At 49.0% G+C, this 19,533-nt stretch carries 18 protein-coding genes; 9 read left to right on the plus strand and 9 right to left on the minus strand.

Annotation, left to right across the window (positions count from 1 at the left end; all coding sequences use genetic code 11):
• Positions 1 to 8 precede the first annotated feature (8 nt).
• On the minus strand, positions 9 to 983 hold the full coding sequence (locus OC443_RS10755; protein ID WP_073581057.1) for an ABC transporter permease: 975 nt from the start codon (positions 981 to 983) through the stop codon (positions 9 to 11).
• A gap of 68 nt (positions 984 to 1,051) precedes the next feature.
• On the minus strand, positions 1,052 to 2,686 hold the full coding sequence (locus OC443_RS10760; RefSeq protein WP_073581055.1) for an ABC transporter substrate-binding protein: 1,635 nt from the start codon (positions 2,684 to 2,686) through the stop codon (positions 1,052 to 1,054).
• Between the two features lie 375 nt (positions 2,687 to 3,061).
• Here OC443_RS10760 and OC443_RS10765 point away from each other — a divergent pair, with 375 nt between their 5' ends.
• Positions 3,062 to 3,835: a transglycosylase SLT domain-containing protein gene (locus tag OC443_RS10765; protein WP_073581053.1), complete on the plus strand. Its 774-nt coding sequence runs from the start codon at positions 3,062 to 3,064 to the stop codon at positions 3,833 to 3,835.
• A gap of 38 nt (positions 3,836 to 3,873) precedes the next feature.
• Here OC443_RS10765 and OC443_RS10770 read toward each other — a convergent pair whose 3' ends face one another.
• On the minus strand, positions 3,874 to 4,794 hold the full coding sequence (locus OC443_RS10770) for a LysR family transcriptional regulator (protein WP_073581051.1): 921 nt from the start codon (positions 4,792 to 4,794) through the stop codon (positions 3,874 to 3,876).
• Between the two features lie 141 nt (positions 4,795 to 4,935).
• Here OC443_RS10770 and OC443_RS10775 point away from each other — a divergent pair, with 141 nt between their 5' ends.
• The 6 genes from OC443_RS10775 to OC443_RS10800 all read left to right on the plus strand — a co-directional run bounded on the left by OC443_RS10775 (position 4,936) and on the right by OC443_RS10800 (position 8,752).
• Positions 4,936 to 5,745 carry a 5-oxoprolinase subunit PxpA gene (locus tag OC443_RS10775; protein ID WP_073581049.1) on the plus strand — a complete coding sequence of 270 codons (810 nt, stop codon included), beginning with the start codon at positions 4,936 to 4,938 and terminating at the stop codon, positions 5,743 to 5,745.
• Positions 5,738 to 5,983 carry an acetyl-CoA carboxylase gene (locus tag OC443_RS10780; RefSeq protein ID WP_073581047.1) on the plus strand — a complete coding sequence of 82 codons (246 nt, stop codon included), beginning with the start codon at positions 5,738 to 5,740 and terminating at the stop codon, positions 5,981 to 5,983. The genes OC443_RS10775 and OC443_RS10780 overlap by 8 nt, the downstream gene beginning before the upstream one ends.
• A 35-nt stretch (positions 5,984 to 6,018) precedes the next feature.
• Positions 6,019 to 6,324 carry a biotin carboxylase N-terminal domain-containing protein gene (locus OC443_RS10785; RefSeq protein ID WP_083601555.1) on the plus strand — a complete coding sequence of 102 codons (306 nt, stop codon included), beginning with the start codon at positions 6,019 to 6,021 and terminating at the stop codon, positions 6,322 to 6,324.
• Complete coding sequence (locus OC443_RS10790) at positions 6,317 to 7,198, plus strand: 5-oxoprolinase subunit B family protein (RefSeq protein ID WP_073581045.1); 882 nt, start codon at positions 6,317 to 6,319, stop codon at positions 7,196 to 7,198. Before OC443_RS10785 ends, OC443_RS10790 begins: the two co-directional genes overlap by 8 nt.
• Complete coding sequence (locus tag OC443_RS10795; protein WP_073581043.1) at positions 7,188 to 8,162, plus strand: 5-oxoprolinase subunit C family protein; 975 nt, start codon at positions 7,188 to 7,190, stop codon at positions 8,160 to 8,162. The genes OC443_RS10790 and OC443_RS10795 overlap by 11 nt, the downstream gene beginning before the upstream one ends.
• 392 nt (positions 8,163 to 8,554) lie before the next feature.
• The gene (locus tag OC443_RS10800; protein WP_073581041.1) at positions 8,555 to 8,752 is read left to right on the plus strand and encodes a hypothetical protein; all 198 of its coding nucleotides are present in this window, start codon (positions 8,555 to 8,557) and stop codon (positions 8,750 to 8,752) included.
• 76 nt (positions 8,753 to 8,828) lie between these two features.
• Here the strand turns inward: OC443_RS10800 and OC443_RS10805 are convergent, their stop codons facing one another.
• The 3 genes from OC443_RS10805 to OC443_RS10815 all read right to left on the minus strand — a co-directional run bounded on the left by OC443_RS10805 (position 8,829) and on the right by OC443_RS10815 (position 12,356).
• Entirely contained in the window at positions 8,829 to 9,032 is a 204-nt protein-coding gene (locus tag OC443_RS10805; RefSeq protein WP_073581039.1) for a hypothetical protein, read from the minus strand.
• Positions 9,033 to 9,086: 54 nt separating this feature from the next.
• On the minus strand, positions 9,087 to 11,549 hold the full coding sequence (locus OC443_RS10810; protein WP_073581085.1) for a cation:proton antiporter domain-containing protein: 2,463 nt from the start codon (positions 11,547 to 11,549) through the stop codon (positions 9,087 to 9,089).
• Positions 11,550 to 11,720: 171 nt separating this feature from the next.
• Positions 11,721 to 12,356, minus strand: coding sequence for an HAD family hydrolase (locus OC443_RS10815; RefSeq protein ID WP_073581037.1), 636 nt, complete (start codon positions 12,354 to 12,356; stop codon positions 11,721 to 11,723).
• A gap of 326 nt (positions 12,357 to 12,682) precedes the next feature.
• Between OC443_RS10815 and OC443_RS10820 the strand changes: the two genes are divergently transcribed.
• Entirely contained in the window at positions 12,683 to 14,221 is a 1,539-nt protein-coding gene (locus OC443_RS10820; RefSeq protein ID WP_073581035.1) for a methyl-accepting chemotaxis protein, read from the plus strand.
• A 112-nt stretch (positions 14,222 to 14,333) separates the two neighbouring features.
• Here OC443_RS10820 and OC443_RS10825 read toward each other — a convergent pair whose 3' ends face one another.
• Entirely contained in the window at positions 14,334 to 17,804 is a 3,471-nt protein-coding gene (locus tag OC443_RS10825; protein WP_073581033.1) for a PKD domain-containing protein, read from the minus strand.
• Between the two features lie 581 nt (positions 17,805 to 18,385).
• Here OC443_RS10825 and OC443_RS10830 point away from each other — a divergent pair.
• Positions 18,386 to 18,625: an RNA recognition motif domain-containing protein gene (locus tag OC443_RS10830; protein WP_073581032.1), complete on the plus strand. Its 240-nt coding sequence runs from the start codon at positions 18,386 to 18,388 to the stop codon at positions 18,623 to 18,625.
• Between the two features lie 129 nt (positions 18,626 to 18,754).
• Here the strand turns inward: OC443_RS10830 and OC443_RS10835 are convergent, their stop codons facing one another.
• Together OC443_RS10835 and OC443_RS10840 are read right to left on the minus strand one after the other, a co-directional pair.
• The gene (locus OC443_RS10835) at positions 18,755 to 19,105 is read right to left on the minus strand and encodes a cell envelope integrity protein TolA (RefSeq protein WP_073581030.1); all 351 of its coding nucleotides are present in this window, start codon (positions 19,103 to 19,105) and stop codon (positions 18,755 to 18,757) included.
• A 206-nt stretch (positions 19,106 to 19,311) separates the two neighbouring features.
• Entirely contained in the window at positions 19,312 to 19,530 is a 219-nt protein-coding gene (locus OC443_RS10840) for a DUF6500 family protein (protein WP_073581028.1), read from the minus strand.
• Between the last annotated feature and the right edge of the window lie 3 nt (positions 19,531 to 19,533).

Here is a 19,533-nt window from a genome sequence, read left to right on the forward strand (position 1 = left end):
AGGGCACCTTAGTTTGAAATCCGGGGATCAAGCCAGACATAAAGTAAATCGGCGATGAAGTTCGCAGTCAGAACCGCTGTCACGAGAATCAGCAGAATGGCCTGAATCAGCGGATAATCCCGCGCCACAATGCCTTTCAGTAAGATATTCCCCAACCCCTGATAGTTAAAAACCACTTCCGTCATGATGGAGCCGGCAAATGAAAAGCCAATCGCCATTGCAATCGCCGTCGCCACCGGCAGAATGGCGTTACGCCCGGCATAGCGGTACATCACCCGGAAACCACTCAGCCCTTTTGCTTCCGCCATGGTGACATAGTCTTCACCCAGCACATTGATCATGGCGTTGCGCATGTTAAACACCCAGGTCGCTATCCCGACCACCACCATCGAGCCAACCGGCAATACCGCGTGCTTTGCAACACTGCTGATAAATTCAAGTGTCAGCCCCGGTTCAATCGCCGGGTCATAGGTATAAGCCAGTGGCAGCAATTCCAGCTTCAGACCAAAAAAGTAAAATAACAGGAGTGCTGTCACGACGTAGGGGAAATTACTGATGAAGGCAAGAACCGGCGGGACGACCTGACCGAAAATTCCCTGCCGGTGATAAGAGGCGTAAGTGCCGATACTGACCCCGATAATTAATGCGACAATCAACGATCCCAGCGCCAGAAACATGGTCCACGGCAGTGCCATTGCAATCACATCAGAGACGCTGACCGGAAACATCAGAACAGACGGCCCTAAATCAAGCGTGAACACACTTTTCATATAGGACAGATACTGCTCAAACAGATTACCGTCGGCAAAACCGTACATCTCGCGCACCGCATCCATCTGCGCCGGATCCATCCGCCCCTGAGCCGCTGCAAACATCGCATCAACCGGATCGCCCGGCATCAGGCGGGGCAACATGAAGTTGAAAGAAATCGCAATCAGGAAAGCCGTAAAATAAAAGCCAAAGCGTCGAAATAAAAATGTCATAACCAACCTTTTCACACCGGAACCGTCATCAGAACAACGGTTCCGTAGCCTTATTTAAAACACATCCATTATTTCAGGTGCAGGTGATCTAAAATAATCACGCGCTTACCGCCGTAATACCAGACCGGCTGAACATATGGGTGCTCAGCATCAGGCCAGCCGGTAATCTTCTTCGTACTGTACTGGAACCAGGTCGGATTTGAGAACAGCGGAATAAATGGCATTTGCTGCGCTGTAAATTCCTGCAACTGCGAAAGAATTTCTTTCTGTTTGGCCGCATCCGCCGTTTCACCGAAACTATCGATTAATTTATCAATTTCCGGCGTATGAATACCATGACCTGCATGCCATGTTTTACCAATCCGTGAGGTTGAATAATAATCCTGATAAGCCAGAATCGGGTTGGTTGCCACCAGCGACCAGTTAATTGACATGGTGTAATTGCTGTCTTTCAGGTTTTTATCGTACACCGCCCAGTCAACCATTTTTACATCTGCTTTAATCCCGACATCAGCGAAATATTCACTGACCATCTGTACCACCTGAATCCAGTCCGTCCAGCCGCTCACCACTTCAATTTTCAGATCAATCGGTGAGCCGTCTTTATTGTCGCGGAAACCATCCCCGTCCCGGTCAACAATACCGGCTTCATCCAGCAGTGATTTGGCTTTTTTAACGTTATATTGCGTCAAATAGCCGTACTTTTTATTCACTTTCGGATCAATATAGGTTTTATACAATTCACCAATACCGCCGACATTAAAGTTTGGTGTCGGATAACCATAAGCCGCGATATCCACAATCGCTTTACGATCCAGCGCCATCGACAGCGCCTGACGCACCTTCAGATCACCAAACGGTTTTTTCTTGGTATTCATATACAGATGAATCGCATCATTCGGCGGATACCAGAAGTGATTATCGGCTTTATCTTTGGCAACAAATGTTGATTCAACATCCGCGATAAAGTTAGAACCCCAGTCGATCTCACCTTTAATCAGTGCCGGCTGAATCTGAGAGTTATCGTTGTAAGAGCGGTAAACCACGCAATCCAGATAAGGACGGTTTTCAAGATAATAGTTTGGATTGCGACACAACTTCATTTGCTGTGGTTTGACATATTTGACGGTGGTCATCGGCCCGCTGCCCACCGGATTGGGGTTGGTAAATTTGCTCAGATCAGATGCTTTCGACCAGATATGTTTTGGCAGAATATGATAGTTTTCCAGATTCCAGACAAAGGTTGAATCGGCATCCTTGAGTTTGAAAACAACCGTCGTGGTGTTCTTCGCCGTAATCGACTCTAAATTCTTGCCGGACCAAATCCCTTTCAGATCAAAAGCGGGATAATCTTTGGTCATTTTCAGGCTGTAAACCACATCATCAGCGGTCATAGGGCTGCCGTCAGACCATTTGAGCTGGTCACGCAACGTCAGCGTCAGCGTTTTTAAATCATCAGAATAATGGTAGGACTTCGCCAGACGGAAATCCGTTTTTCCGGTCATGTTATTAAATACCAGTAAAGGCTCAAACATGATTCCGTTCAGTAAATCTTTGGTGGTATACGGGTTAAAGTTTTGAACAAAGCCCGTATTAATAATCGGAACTGTTAATGTTCCGCCTTGTTTAATCTCTTGACTTGCATGGGCAGCTATAGATATGAAACCAGCAGCAATAGAGGCAATCAGGGTTTTCTTCTGCATCACATTATCCTTTTTATTGCAAATTCATAAAAGAAAGCGCTTTCTTTTCATTTTGTTCATTTTTTGAGTGTTCTTCAAACGAAATGTCGTCAAAACGAATCAGTGATCACATAAAAGTTATGCACTCCGGTGAAATTAAGTACGGAACCTTACCAGAATAGTCACAGAAAAATACCTGTTTAACAGTGGGTTATAGTAATAAACGATAGATTAATGACATACCTTGGCTTAGAAAGAATACACTCAGCAATATCAGAAAACAGCGCTGTGTCATATTTTTGTAGTATTTGAATACCATATCACAAAGAAAGCGCTTTCTTTCTGACATCATCCTGATCTAAGATGCCATGAGCAACATAGTTCAGGAGAAAAGAAATGGTCAGTTTTTGGAATGGCAATAAATCACCTGCCCGTCAGCAGCATGAGCTGGAAGTCCTGCAAACCCTGCTTGCCGGCTCATTTCCGGCAGAAAGTATTCAGAATGACATGACCAGCTACCCGGATGCAGAGGATGAATCCAACGTCTTCCTTCACGGCACCGATGTGCTGGTGACTGTCGCCGGTAATCAAAAATTTGCAGCGCGGGAATTCTACCCGGTGCAGCTCCCGCTGTGTCAGGGCATTCTCGGCTGCAGGCTGCTGATTATCCGCAAAGAAGATACCGGCCTGTTTGAGTCCATCACCTTTGAACAGCTGCAACACAAAATCGCCGGGATTCCCGACACCTGGGCTGATGCTGACTTATTTCGTCACAACACTTTACCGGTACTGGAAACCGGCACGATCGAAGATATTCTCTTTGCCCTGAAGAATGGTTTATGTGATTACGTCTCGCTGGGGATCAACGAAGCCGAAGATATCCTGAGCCGGTATCCGGCGATTACTGACAGCCTGTGTATTGATCCGACCTCTCTGATTTACTACCCGCTGCCACTGGTGTTTTATGTCTCCCCTGCCCGGCCTGAGTTGAAAATATTACTGGAAAAACGCTTGAAACAGTGCCACGAAAGCGGCGTTATCCATCAGTTAATTCAACAGCATTACGGACAGTATATCCGGAATACCCAGCTGAAAAGCCGTCATGTCATTCATCTCAGCAATCCGTTTTTACCGGCTACATTAGAAGGATTTGAATGTTCATGTTTCTGAGGCAACACAAGGGATAGCCGCAGATAAAACCTGATCATTCAGCCCTTGCGCTGAACATGCTGCTCCGGCGTCAGGTACACCTCGCGGAAATAGTCGTAAATGGCCCGGATTGCCGGGGTGAATTCCTTATCCTGATGCCAGGCCAGCCCGACACTCATCGGATAAACCACATCATCCAGTGAACGGGTATCGATCCGCCGTCCTTCCAGCGACCATGGCCGGTAAACCAGATCGGATAAAATCGCCACACCCAGCCCGTTAGCGACCATACTCCGGACCGACTCCACCGAACTGGTGTGCAAAATGACATTCGGCTCCATGCCTTTGTGCTGCCAGTAACGCATGGCGCTCAGGTCAGCTTCATCGACCGTGAGCATGATAAACGGCTCTTTGCCCACATCTTCCAGCGTTAAGTGTGCTTTCTGCTGCAACGGATGATGTGCCGGTATCCATAAACGACGCTCGGAACGGAATAAGCGTTCGGAATGAATCGCTTCATCGGTCAGGTTGTCGGTCAGCACCAGCGCCATATCAATCGAATCATCCAGCAGTTTCTGTTCGATCTCGGCCCGTTCAAACTCAAACAGATCAATGGTGATATTCGGATACCACTGATTGAGGCGTTGCAAATGATAAGGCAATAAGTATCCCTGCACGGTATAACTGGCCGCAAGACGGATTCGCCCGCTGGCATTTTCATCGGAATGAGGCAGATTCAGCGCGTCATCCACCGTCCGTAATACCTGATAAGCGTGATTGAGAAAATGCCGCCCGCGATCGGTCAGGGTCACACCCTGCGTGTTGCGGATAAATAACGAGACACCCAGCAAATTTTCCAGATCACGGATGGCTGTTGTGACAGCGGACTGAGAAATATTCAGATGAACGGCCGCCAGAGACACCTGCCCGGATTCTGCTGCCGCAACAAAGTATCTTAGTTGCCTGATAGTCAGTGGCATCCTGGTTCACTCCCTGCATTATCTGATTTTCAGATACTACCTTATCGAAAAATAAAACTTTTTAACATCGATCAAACCGATATGATGAAACTGTTGCAAATGTTCATTAATTGTTAAATCTAACAACAATAAGGATGCCCAATGCAGGTAGTTGATTTAAATTCAGATATGGGTGAAGGACTGGGCCCGTGGACCATCGGGGACGGTGTCGATGAGCAAATCATGCCGTTAATCAGCGCTGCCAATATTGCAACCGGCTTTCATGCCGGTGATCCTTCCACCATGAATGATACTGTGGAAATGGCCGGACGACACGGCGTGGCAATTGGCGCACATCCGGGGTTTCGTGATCTCATCGGATTTGGCCGCCGCCACATTCATGCCTCCGCCCACGAACTGGTGAATGACATTATTTATCAGATCGGCGCCCTGCGCGAAATCGCTGCAATGAATAATCTGCCCCTGCATCACGTTAAACCACACGGCGCGCTGTACATGCACATTGCCAGAGATGAGGAGATCGCCGCGTTATTTATTCAGCAACTACACCGGCTGGCACCGGAACTTATCCTTTATGCAATGCATGGGTCGGTGATTCACCGGCTGGCACTGGAAGCGGGTCATCCGGTGGTGTGTGAGTTTTACGCAGACCGGGAATACGATAACAACGGCTCCATTGTATTTATCCGCCGTGTGACTCAGCTCGACCCGCAACAAATCGCCGATAAAGTGCTCAAAGCCTGCACCGAAGGCGTCGTGACGACCGTGGAAGGCAATGACATCCCGGTTCAGTTTGATTCGGTCTGTATTCACAGCGATTCACCGGGCGCACTGGCGCTGGTTCAGGCAACCCGGCAGCGGTTAGAAGCGGCAGGCATCACCATCCGTGCGCCGCAAACCCGGTTACTCCCCCCCGATAATTCATGGAAGAATGAGGTATTCAATGGCTAAGCATGAAGTAATTTCTCCGTTACCCGGTGTGTTTTACCGCCGTCCGGCCCCCGATGCTCCGGAATTTATCACTGAAGGTCAGCCCGTCACCGACGGACAGGTCATCGGCCTGATTGAAGTCATGAAGCAGTTTTCAGAACTGACTTCCGACACCACCGGCACTCTGATCAGTTTCAGTATTGAGGATGCCGGTATGATTGAGCCGGGCCAGATCGTTGCCGTGATTGAAACAGCATAAACAGGAAGAAACTGAACAAAAAAAGGTAAACCGGTATGAAGAACAATAAACTTTTAATTGCTAACCGGGGAGAAATTGCCGTCCGGATCATTCAGGCTGCCAAAGCCCTTGGTCTGCCGACTGTTGCTGTCTGCAGTGAAGCCGACAGCGACGCGCTTCCGGCCCGGATGGCTGATGAAAGCATTATCATCGGGCCGCCGGGAGCCGGCCAGAGCTATCTCGACCAGCAGCGGGGGATTGATGCGGCAAAACAGGCCGGTCAGTTTGATACCGGTACGCTGGAAGTCTGGCTGCAGGCACATCTCAGTCAACTGAATACGGAGGGAACCGCACATGGATAATCAGGCTATCAGATATAGCTTCGGCGGCGATGAACATCTGTTTGCCGAAGTTTCTGAGTCAATGTCACTGTCCGCTTTTTTTCAGGGGCTGGCCATGACAAACGCCCTGAAAGCACAGGAGATCGACGGCATTCTGGATATCTGTCTTGCCAATGCATCATTTCAGATCCGCTTTAATCCGGACATCATTGCTCCGGACGAGCTGCTGAACCGGGTGAAAACACTGGAAAATCAGAGCAATGCAGGAAAAATTCTTCAGACCCGGATTGTCGAAATTCCGGTGTACTACAATGATCCGTGGACACATGAAACACTGATGCGCTTTCGCGACCGTCATCAGGATCCACAGTCAACCGACCTGGAATATGCTGCCCGCATTAATGGTTACGATTCAGTTGACGCATTTATCGAAGCACACAGTGCTTCACCGTGGTTTGTGTCTATGGTTGGATTTGTCGCCGGCCTGCCATTTATGTTTCAGATGGTTACGCAGGATAAACAAATAGAAGTCCCTAAATATCTCAGCCCGCGGACCGATTCCCCCAGACAAACCGTCGGGCATGGCGGATGCTTCGGTTGTATCTATTCCGTAAAAGGGGCCGGCGGCTACCAAATGTTCGGCATCACCCCGGTGCCGATTTATGACCCACAGCAAACCATCCGGCATTTACAATCTTCCATGGTGTTTTTCCGGGCCGGAGATATCGTCCGGTTCAAAGCGATTGACCGGGAAGAATATGATCAGACACTTGAAGCAGTCGAAAACGGGCAATACACATTGCGTACCCGCCCGTTCACATTCGACCTTGTCGCCTATCAGGCCGATCCGGACGATTATAAAACACAGGTAACGGAGGCGTTGTATGTCGATTAAAGTGATTCAGCCCGGCTTAAGTACCACCATTCAGGATGGAGGCCGGGAAGGCTTTTATCATCTGGGAATTCCGCCTTCCGGAGCCATGGATCAATATGCGATGAAAGCTGCGAATCTGCTGGTGGGAAACCCGGAAAATACTGCGGTGCTGGAGTGTGCCCTGCTCGGCCCGGAACTGGAATTCGACACAGACAGCCTGATTGCAGTGACCGGCGCTTATATGAGCCCGGTGCTCGACGGCGACACCATGCCACTCAATACCTCTCTGGCAGTAAAAGCCGGCCAGAAGCTAAGTTTCAGTTATCCGCGGAAAGGCGCGCGGGCTTATCTGGCGATTGCCGGCGGGCTGGATTTACCGGATGCCCTCGGCAGTCTGTCCACTTATGTGCTGGGCAGCCTCGGCGGTATTGAAGGCCGGACCCTGCAGGCCGGAGATGTGCTGGCAACCGGCACACCACAGCAACAGGCCGCACCGGACCGGACTATTCCGCAAACCCTGCTGCAACCGATAGATAAAGAAGTCACACTACGTTTTGTACCGGGCCTGTACAACCACCGCATCACAACAGAAAGCATGACTCAGTTTTGCCGTGATGAATGGACCGTTGCCAGCGAAGCCGATCGGATTGGCTACCGGTTTAAAAACGGTGATCCCCTTGATTTTAAATCCAGAGTCCAGCCATTCGGCGCAGGTTCTGACCCGTCAAATATCGTCGATGCCTGCTACCCAATCGGTTCAATTCAGGTGCCGGCAGGAAAAGAGCCGATCGTGTTACTGCGGGATGCCGTCTCCGGTGGCGGCTATGCCATGATCGGGACAGTGATCAGCACCGATCTTGACCGGATTGGTCAGATGCAGCCGAACTATAAGGCAAAGTTTGAACCGGTCACGGTTCAACAGGCACTGGAAGTCCGTCAGCACGCCGGCCGCCGGCTGAAAAAGCTCAGGGCTTATCTGGGCTGACCGGCCGTTAAGCCTTCCAGCGCTATAAAACCCGCATTTCCCCGCAATGAATCAGAGCACCTCTGACAATTGACACCCATCACCAGCAAGACTATCCTACCCGCTCACCGGCAAAATCCGGTGACGGGATTAGGAACCCCGCGATTTCACTCGGCGTATAAACGCCAGCTTTTGCTGGTTTTTTTATATGCTGCTTTGGCACACCTTCATATTTATGATTTTGTCTGTGATTATGACAAAACAGATCTGATAATGGTGGGCTGAATGAGGCTGACTCCGGTCAGGCCGTTTCCGAGTGTGCGGTAGTTCCTAACCTTGTTCAGCCCATCACCCGAAGTTTAGGAACCTTTGTGTGATGGTTATTTCAAACTTATAACCACTCGGAGGCACTTATGCCTGCTACAATCACTTACGACCCCGTTCTTTCGCAGAAGGCCCGCGAATATCTGATTCAACTTGAGGATCATCTCAGTGAGATGAACAAAAACAATCAGAATACGCGTGACGTGTTACTTTACCTGAATAAGCTGATCACCGTTCATGCTTCTATCGGTGAAGTCACTACGCTCAAGGTGGAAGTGCCGGAATAAGACGATTGTTCTAAACTAAGCTGACCGGAGTCACTTCACCGAAGTGACTCTTTTTATTACTCAACCAGTGAATTTATCAGAACAAACACGATATACCCAAACAACCTGAAGATGCAGGTTGTTTCGGTATAGTTGGGGGTGTTTTTGTGTCGAAGGTTTTTGGCTGCTGTGACATTGTGTGGTGTGCTTTCGATAATACGGTGTCAATCTTTCTGGCCGGTGCATTATCGGCATCAATCAGTACCGCAATTTTTTCTCTTTCTTTCACAAGATCACTCATTCCCTGTCTTCTGATAAACTTATTGTTCATCAATTAATTGTCATTCAATCCAGCCTAAGTCTGATGCACCTCGCGGTTCAGGGCTTCAGCCAGCACGCCGGTCAGGTGTTTATCCTTTGAAGCAATGGCTTTCAGTTGCGGTAAGTTCAGCCAGATCAATTCACTGGGTGTCATGGATTTGGTGCTGGTCTGATACGTGCCGGTCAGGAAGGCACAACAGCCAATCAGCGAACCGGATTCGGCGATTCTTTCTCCCTGCAGGCTGAACACACTGACTTTCCCGCGGATGATCACCGCCATCGCACCGGCATGATGATTTTGTGCGTAAATCAGTTCCCCCTCGTTATATATCTGCCGCTGCGCAATCCGGCCCAGCGCCATCAATGTTTTTCTTTTCAGGCCGCCAGCCCATGACATCTGCTGTAGCAGATCAGTAATTTCCTGAGAACTCATATGGTGGCCCCGACGCTTCAGGTGCGCCAGTTTAAACTCCACTTCATGCAACAGCATCTGCGCTTCGCTCTCATCCAGTATGCCGTTATCGATAATTTTTTGCAGGTGTGCCCGCTCCAGATTCAGCATCTGGCGATGGGCGGAGTGTGTTTCCAGACTATATGACAGGTCGGGAAAATACTCGCGCAAAGCTTCCACATGTGAGCGGGTTTGTGCGGTATTCACTTCCAGCGCGGCAAGTGCTTCCTGCGCATCCTGTACACTCGGTGCCAGGTCGTGAATATGCCGGGCAACCGCTTCCTGCGCCTGAATAAATCCCCGGGCCGTGTCGTAACTCAGGGCCAGACGCTCAAACGAGAAATGCATCACCATATGTTTTAGCAGCGGTATCCGGTTGAAAAACCGCAAATGACGGGACGTTTTCCAGAAACGGAATAAACTCAGACGCGGTGCAAGCTCAGGCTCTCCGTCTAAAGCCACTTCAACCGCATTGACCAGCTGGGTGGTTGCAGGCCCGGTCTGTGCCCCCTGCTTAAACTGCGACCAGTAAAACTGGCGCTCGGTTTCCAGCAGGCGACGGTAAAAAGCAATACGCAGCGCGTCTTCACTGACACCGGACAAATCAGCCTCCGGTGGTTTTCTGGTGTCTTCATCAAATGACTGACGCAAAACCGTCCAGTTCGCCCGGCGTAAAAACTCACTGGCTTGCAGCTGTTGTAAATCATCCTGCATCAGTTCCCTGACGGTATACCTTGCCTTATCCAGTGACGCCTGTTTTGCCGCAGGTAACTTATCCAGCCCTAGCCTGCCAAGCACCCAGCTCATTGAGGTCGAATTAATAATAATGGTTAAAACCACCACGCCCGCAGTCAGAAACAGAATCTGATCCCCCAGTTCCTGATCAATCAAAGAATCCTGGCTAATGATTAACGCCAGAGCAAGGGAAACCGCACCCCGCAACCCGCCCCAGATCAGGACAATCGCTTTTTCCCGGTTAATTCCGATACCAACACGTTTCAGCAACGGCATCAGCACGGTGATCACCACGGCCCGGATCAACAAAATTCCCAGATAAAGCACAATCAGTGACAACCACCAGTCCACCACATCCAGACGAATCCGCATAGCGATAATAATACCAACCAGAACGAAGATCAGCGTGTTGGCGATGTGTGCCATCATTTGCCAGAAATGATGGAGAAACCCGGCGACTTCCGGTGAAATCCGAATCCGGCCGAAACTGGCAAGCATTAATCCCAGCGTCACTACCGCAACCACCCCGGAAACGTGAAACAGATTTTCAGCAATAAAATAAGCAAGATAAGCCGCTGACACCGTCAGGGTTATTTCCACCAGCGGCCGGTTAAACAGGCAACCCAGCCAGAGCAGAACCACCACGCCGACAACCAGCCCGACAACCAGCCCAAGCAACACCACAAACAGAAAATGGCCGCTGACGGAGAAGAGACTGGTCCCGGCACTGCCCGCAAGCGTTAACATGCCATAAAACAGCGAAAACAGAACAATCGCTGTGCCGTCATTGAGCAGCGACTCCCCTTCAATCAGTGTCTCCAGCCTTTTCCGGGAACTGACTTCTTTGAGCAGCGACACCACCGCCACCGGATCCGTTGCAGAGATAAGCGCCCCGAACAGCAAACAGACCGTCCATGACCATTGCCAGGGGAAGGCATAGTAAGCCAGCGTTGCAGTCAGGCCCGTGGTCAGCAACAGGCCGGGAATGGCCAGCACGGCAATCTGGCTGAACATCCGTTTAAACAGATGCGATTCCATACCGAATGCGGACTCAAAAATCAGGGTTGGCAAAAACAGCAGCAGAATCAGATGCGGGTCTATCGTGGCCAGCGTCAGCAAAGCCTGATTGAGCTGCGGATACAGATTCAGAGCCATATCAGAACGGCTGAACAGCCCAATAGTCAAACCGACAATTAACAGAATCACGCTGTAAGGGGATTCAAAATATTTCGCCAGTGATTTGATTAAGGCTCCGAACAGCAACGACAAAACCACAAATATCAGGATCAGGACACCGGTTTCCGACACCATGATTGCCACCATTTTGCTCAGACGCGGGATGATTTTAGTATAGTTGTCCCTTTGGGCTTTGATCGCTTCTTTTCGTGTTAAGAGAGCAGCAAACCTGAAGATGCAGGTTGTTTGGGTATATAATCAGTTTCAATTTTTTCTGGTAAATGTTCAGATAACATTTTTCCCCCGCTAAGCCAGAAAACTTAATACACTGCTTAGTTGAGAGAAATCATCTACCTGCTGATGATGTGAAACCCGGTCGCCCACAATCACCAGATTCACGCCAAGTGCCTGACAGGCTTTGATATCCCACGAAGCATCACCAAAGTAAGTCACGGGCAGCTGTAATGTCGCGTCAGCTTTCGTTCTGGCAACTGCCATTATTTCAGTGCGGGAGTAATGATCATTTGAAGACGCAATGATCAGGCTGTCTGTGTCAAAGCCCGCGGACTCAAGTTTCAGCCGGGCCGTCTCTCCCCAGCCTCCGGTCGCAACAGAAACGATATGTTGTTCACTCTGAAGCAGGAATGAAACGAAGTCTGCTGCGCCGGGAACTTCTCTGGCAGGCTCATTGTGTAATGCTTGCTCAATATGACGGATAAAAACCGGCTTCACGAGGCGCTCAAGTTCTTCAAGGGAATATTGTGGCGCCTGACGCTGAATAAAAGTTTGCAAAATTCCCCGGTCAGTCACATGAGGATAGGTTTCCCAGTCACTCACCAGTTCAATACCGGTCGTTTCACTGACCGCATCCAGAAAACATTTCTCATCAAATTCATATGACTGAATCAGAGTTCCATCAATATCCAGCATCACGTGGTTCATATTCGGCATCTTCAGGTCGATTGGGGATATTTGATAATAACATTATCCAGGCCGGATATGTTGTCGCAGTCAACGCAACTGCTGAATCTGACAAATAAGCGGATATCCGATCATATTTTCGCCTCTGTTGTTTCAGTTCAGTTAAACAAACACATCAAGCCGGTACTCAGGGAAATAAATCAGGCAATATCACTATCATGTCTCTCATATTAGTAAAATGAGTTACATAAAACCGGCGCCATTCATCTATTCTGATAAAAGCAGCCGGATAAATTCAAAAAACCGAGATTCATCATCAGGTGGACGTAAACAAACAGGTAACGTGAATGGGAAAACGAAATCAGTCGATCCTTAATGAAGAGGTGACATTCAACAAAGACGAAGAGTTAGTTTCCACGACCGATTTAAGAGGCGTCATTACCTATGCAAACGATGCTTTTTGTCGGGTGGCTGGTTATTCTTTCGACGAATTACTCCGGAAAAATCACAACATTGTCCGGCATCCGGATATGCCAAAGGCAGCGTTTAAAGATTTGTGGGATCATTTAAAAGCCGGACAAAACTGGCGTGGTGCAGTGAAGAACCGCTGTAAAGATGGCCGCTACTATTGGGTGGACGCCTTTGTCACACCCATCTATGAAAACAATCAACTGATTGGCTACCAGTCGGTCAGAACCCCGCTTGATGTAAAGATGAAAAAACGGGCTGAACGGCTTTACGCCAGAATTAACCGCAATCAGCCGATCGACCCGCTGGCGAAACTGAAAGCAATCCAGTTCCGGGTGATCGCTGCACTATTTCTGATCGGCGCTATCATCGCGCTCTCCACTGTGGCAGGTATGGTGACGGATCTGATGATTCCGCTTGTCTTTATTGGTTTATTCTGGCCTGAACTATCCAGCAAACCCAAATATGAAAAGCAGCTGAAAGAGAAATACGACAGTGTTTCCCGCTACGTTTATAACGAGGATCCGGATAATATCGCAGATTTTCAGCTGAGAATGTATGAAGGAAAAGTCCGCACGATTCTGGGCCGGGTGACAGACAGTTGTCAGGTCATGAAACAGCAGGCGATCTCTCTGGGCGATGAATCCGTTGCCTCACAAAAAAACGTTGAGCAGGAATCAATTGAGCTGGAAAGTGTTTCAAGCTCACTGGAAGAAATGGTTGCAGCCATCGAAGAAGTTGCCAGCAACAGTGCCACAGCCTCTGATCAGGTGAGGCTGGCATCTGACCAGTGTGGTCAGGCTGTCGGCCAGATGACAAAAGTCAGTTCGGTCATTAGCTCAGTGGTCAGAGATGTAGAAAAATCCACGCACTCAACGCAGGCACTGTCTGAAAAGCTCGATTCAATTAATTCGCTGATGGAAGAGATACAGGGCATCGCCGGACAAACCAATCTGCTGGCATTAAATGCAGCGATTGAGGCAGCCAGAGCCGGTGAACAGGGGCGCGGCTTTGCCGTGGTTGCCGATGAAGTCCGATCGTTGAGTCAGCGCACCCATAAAACAACCGAGAGTATTCAGGAAACCATGTCTCAGGTTTTGGTGGCACTGGAGGAACTGGTAAAAACGATGGAAGAGAGCCAGAAGTCTGCGGCTGGCTCTATCGAAGCGGCGGAACAGACAAGCAACGCCATTGCCTCTCTGGAGGATATTGTCGGAAATATATCCGATGCCTCTTTACAGATATCGGCGGCAACCGAACAACAGTCTGTGGTTGCCAAAGAAATCAATGTCAATGTTTCAGCCATACGGGATGCGTCTCAGGATAATTTAAGAGGTGCGACGCTGGTATCAGATCTGTCAAAAGACATCAGAGAGAAGTCAGACCGGTTATCTTCCATGGGGCGCTCTTTTAAATGATATTTGCTTTGTTCATTGAATGGATTCAGTTTGATGAATCATCAAAGCCGGAGCATCAAAAATGTTCCGGCTTTTATCACTGTTAACAGGTACCGTTAGTCAGTAAATGCAGTTACTCAACCGCTGTCAGTTGATAACTCATTTCAGCATCATTCATTTCCACCAGATAATGACCGGATACGTTGGTGTAAATATCACTGCCGGATTTATCCAGCGTACCGTCGGCACCATTATCACCATAGTTATCACGCCAGTCCCCTTCGACATCAAACTTGAAGCGTTGATCACTGCGGCCATCAAAATTGATCTCAGCCTGCCACGTATTGTCAGCGACTAATGACATCGGTGTCGTTTGCCAGTCGTTCGGCGTTCCCCGGAAATAAAGCTGTTTCAAATTCGCCGTAAAAGGCTGATCGGGATCAACAACCGTGATGGTTTTCGTGGCGGTGGCCGACTTTCCACCATCATCGGTCACAGTCAGCTCAACAGTAAATACCCCTGCCGTGTCGTAAGTCATACGGGTCGTTTCACTGGTCGCTCCGTTACTCCAGGCATAGCTGGTGATCACTCCGTCACTGTCCGTTGAACTTTTCGCACTCAAATCAACACTGTCACCCACGGTGACCTGACTGGCGGACGCCGTGATCACCGCAACCGGCTTCAGATTTCCAGGTGCATCAGGTTTTCCTGAAGTCAGGGTACCGCCGCTCAGTTGCCACTCACCCTGCCCGGTTTTGTAGTTTGACCCGCCATTATTGTCCCAGCTGCTGTTACAGTCACTGGTATCAAACTCAAGATCATGCTCTGCCTGCAATTCAACGCTCAGGCTGTACCAGTTATCCTGAACCTGCGTCATTTCCACACCGGGAGGCGTGGTCCAGGTTGCGCCGCCATCCGCACTGTAGTGCAGGCACACCTTCTCCCAGCCATTGGTATTCTGATAATAAACCGTACTGATAATCGCCTGACCCGTAATGCTGAAGGTCACGCTGGCCATATCTGTATTTCCCTGATCGTCCGTCACGGTCACCGAATAGGTGCTCAGCTTATTCACTGTCACCGTGATTGTTGGGGTTGTTTCTCCGGTGCTCCACAGGTAAGACACGATGTTACCATCCGGATCTGTGGATGTTTCTGCACTCAGGGTCACCACTTCGCCGGCTTCAACACTTTTACTTTCAGGCGTGATGACAGCAACCGGACGTTCACTCACAGGCACATAATCCGCGGTAAAGAAGACGTTAGTCCCGGCCATACTGCCGTTCACGTCTTCTACCGTTTTATTATTCTGTTGAGAATAGCGGCCTGCGCCGACATAAACCTGCTGGATATCCGAGCGGGTGACATTGCCTTTACTGTCTGTCGCTTCAATGTAGTAATCCAGTAACTGGTCCTGATACTGATTGAAATAGGTATAATACAAATTCCCAATCTTTTCTGCGGGAACCACCTTAAATGTTGCAGTGCCGGATGCCTGCCAGCTGACACCATTGATATCTTTGCTCAGATCACGCATTTTCATCGCATAACTTTGCCACGCACCAACCCGGGACGGGTCGACCTGAGGATCGCTGCTGTGAGCCGCCGGATTATACAGCTTATAGGTTTTATCTGTCGGACTGGCCCATTTATCTTTATGCGCCCGGACTTTAACCGTGATGTTCTGAATCCCGCTGACATCATAGGCATAAGTGTACACCGCAAAATTTGTGTCGGTATAGACCGTTGCCCAGCCTTCAGCCTTGCTGTTATTCACACTGCCCGGATTATAAGGATAACGTTGCGGCCACCAGACTGACGGCCCGGTGCGATCCTTGCTGATATTGCGCTTCACATAAGGCATGGTGAAGTGCAGCGACTGATTGAATGAAAGTGTGGGTTTAACCCCGTCATCCACATTCTCATCATAATAACCAAATCCGGAATCCATGGAAGCCATCAGGAAATACCAGCCCAGTTCAGCCGGATTGGCCCCGCCTGCGTAGTGATTATTTTCATCCCCTTTCACCGGGTAAGACATCATCCACGGATTCAGCTGGTTGCCGTCATAAGTCACCTGATGGTCACGGTCCGTCGTCGGATGCCAGTAATCCGGATGATCATCCAGCCAGATTTGTTCGGCCGTTTTCGCATAGTTCTCCGCAGCCTGCAACAGGGCAAAATTACGTTCCAGATAGTGATAACCCAACTCAAATGACACCATATGCTGGCGGGAGGCCGTATAGTTTGTGCCGTTGGCGGTATTGAAATCACTCATCTGACCGGACCAGACGCCCATCGGGATATGCCAGTGATACCAGGTCGGATCCGCTGATGAATCCCGGGTATCGATCCATGACCCATCCTGAACGTGGACCACATCATCTGCCGGAATCGGGTTGGCAAGTAAGTATTCTTCCACACCCATTGCCACCACATCAGCATCTGCATAAGTGACATGACCCGAGCTGAGCCAGGTCCCGCCATCACCGGCGCGACCGGAAGAGTTATCGCCATCGTGCGCAATCACGAAATACTGTTTGCGCCCCAGCGCCGCCGCATCAGACTCATAATCTTTCAGCACCCCGGCCGTTACGCTGCCCTGATAACCTTCCTCCCATGAGCTGGCCTGCTCAACCGGAATACCGGCAACCTGATACACCTGTGCCGTCTCCGGATCGACGTACTGCACCCGGTGCGGAATCGAGGCGAAAGGAAACTTGTTATGCGTCACCTGCTGTTCATTAAACATTGCCAGTGACTTCCAGCTCCCTTTATCACTGGTGTTTTGCATGTCGGCCCGGTTGGGTGGGGAAACCAGCGTATCAACACCGGGATCATTCAGATACGGATAATCACGCAGGGCCCGTGAATAGTGCACATTCCCCAACACTGACCACTCAATACCCAGTTTATTCAGTGCCGGAATAATCCGTTCAGAGAAACCAAGTTCCGTCGGGAAAAAGCCTTTTGATGAAGTGAAACTGTCACCCAGAAAATAATCCTGCGCTAAAGTCACATTCTGGTAAATCAGGTCTTTGAGAAAATAGTCCTCGCCAACCAGTGGTCCCATCGAGTGATGGCCGGTGAAGTGGATGGTTTCCAGCGCGTTAAAATTGTGACTGGTTTTTATGCTGTTGCGGACTTGTTTCCAGTAATTACCCCAGCCCGGGTTGTAGCCATCCATATTTCCCAGTTCAGCAAAACTCTGGACATTGTTAATGACCGCAGCAGACATGGTGACCTGAGTCTGACTCATCGGGTGAGCCGCATGATTTGCTTTGGCTGTATCCATGGGCCATGAGAGATAAGCGCCGGTTTTGGCATGGTGGGTATAATAGGAAGTCAAATCATCGTGGGGCATTGGCAGCCCGCTTCCGGGGATGTAGAAGGTGTAATTTGACGGCGGATTTTTCTTTAAGTTCACCACCTGTCCATCATAGGTATAACGAATCGGATCGCCTGTATTTAATTGATCATACTGGCTTACATCGTAATAAGGCCAGAAGTTCGGCATATGATTGTGGTAAATATGGGTTGCGGCAATGTCTGCCTGAGCAGAGCCTGCCAGCGCTATCGCCGTGACGGTTAGCCATTTATTCATGATTTATTCCTTTCGGGTCATCATTTTTATGATGCAGCACGTCTGATCAGAGTCTTATATCCCCAAGCAACCTGAAGATGCAGGTTATTTGGGGATAATTATCAGTTTGTACTGCCTTTGTCGTAAACAGCCTTCGGCCATCAGACCTGACCAGCCGGATTGATATTTTTACTGAATGTTCCGGGCTGACAGGCTGGTATGAAAGACGAGGCTGCTGCGCCGTTGTAACACTCACAGCCGGCGATCATGAGCCTGCTCCCCTGATGAATGATTAGGGGAAGACAGATGACTGACTCTGTGGTTCGATTCTCATCCGGCAGGAGTTAACAACGATTAAAATCATCTCCTGGCAGGGAATTAATTCAAGGTAAATTTATGTTTTTAAAACAGTTATCCGGCACTGTTCATGGTTTGTTCATGAAGCGCTGAAACTGAATCATCACAGAAAGTGTCACAGCACACATATGGTGCAATAAGATGCTCTGTCACATAAAACGGAGAAACTGTAATGATCATTCACTTGGTTTCTCCCGGTGAACCTGAGACAATCTCTCTGAATTTATTTAAGTAAGCGGTTTATTATGAAACTTTTAGTTCGCAATCTTGCACGAACAACTCAGGAGCACGAAATTCGTGCGCTGTTTTCTGCCCATGGCACCGTCACGGAATGTACACTGGTTTTAGATCAGGACACCGGCCAGTCAAAGGGGTTTGCATTTGTTGAAATGCCGGAGAAAGATGAAGCTGAAGCGGCTATTGCCAGCCTGAATCTGACCCCCGTGGCGAAAAGTAAAATCCGGGTGAAGAAAGCTCAGCAGTAATTCCGCCTTTCATACCATAAAAAAGCCGGTACATATCCGCACCGGCTGGTCCGCAGGGATCAAATCATTCAGGATGCCCGGAAAAACAGGTTCCCACTGCGTGGGAATCGCTACTCACGATAATTCACACTACAGCCTGATGTTAAGCGTCACCTCTTTGATCTCTTCAAAAACTGCCGGTGAGATATTCTGTAACGCCGGATAGGGAAAACTCTGATATACAGCAGCCTTAACAGCCATACCAAAACTCTTGGTCCCGTCAGACTCCAGTACCTGATAAGCGGCTACGTTTGTGGTTGAGTCGATCTCAAATCTGACGCTCGCCTTCATGCCACGATAGGCATCATCATAAAACAGATGATGTTGAATCCGATCCCGAATCAGCACACCACAGGAATTCGCATCATTACAAACCGGCCGCTGAATACCGGAACAACCACTGAGTATCAGACCAATCACTAACGCAACAAAATATTTCAAAATTTCTCCGTTCAATCAAACTATTGTATACCCGAGAGAATTTGGAAGGTGGGTACATTCCTGCATTCCCTTTCCCTGAACTGCACCTTTCGGCTGCACGCTGAATCATGCATCTTCAGGTTGCTTGGGTATATAAGGATAATCATCGATGGATTTGCTTTATACCAAAATATGAGCATCTGGTATTGTAAAATAATCAGGGTCTGCTAATGACCAGCTTCAATCATCGCGATAATTTTCTTTGCTTTTTCGAAATGATCCAGCTGATGCGTCTGAATCCACCAGGTTGCCGCTTCCATCAATAGCTCAGAATCATCGTTTTTGTTCGCAAAGAAGGCATAAAAAGAAACGCCGACATTCTCCCCTTTTTGTGCAATTTTCTTTGTACATACGCTGATAATTTTTTCTCTTAAAGCATGTCGCATTAA

The sequence above is a fragment of the Vibrio quintilis genome (genome assembly GCF_024529975.1).
Classification (GTDB): domain Bacteria; phylum Pseudomonadota; class Gammaproteobacteria; order Enterobacterales; family Vibrionaceae; genus Vibrio; species Vibrio quintilis.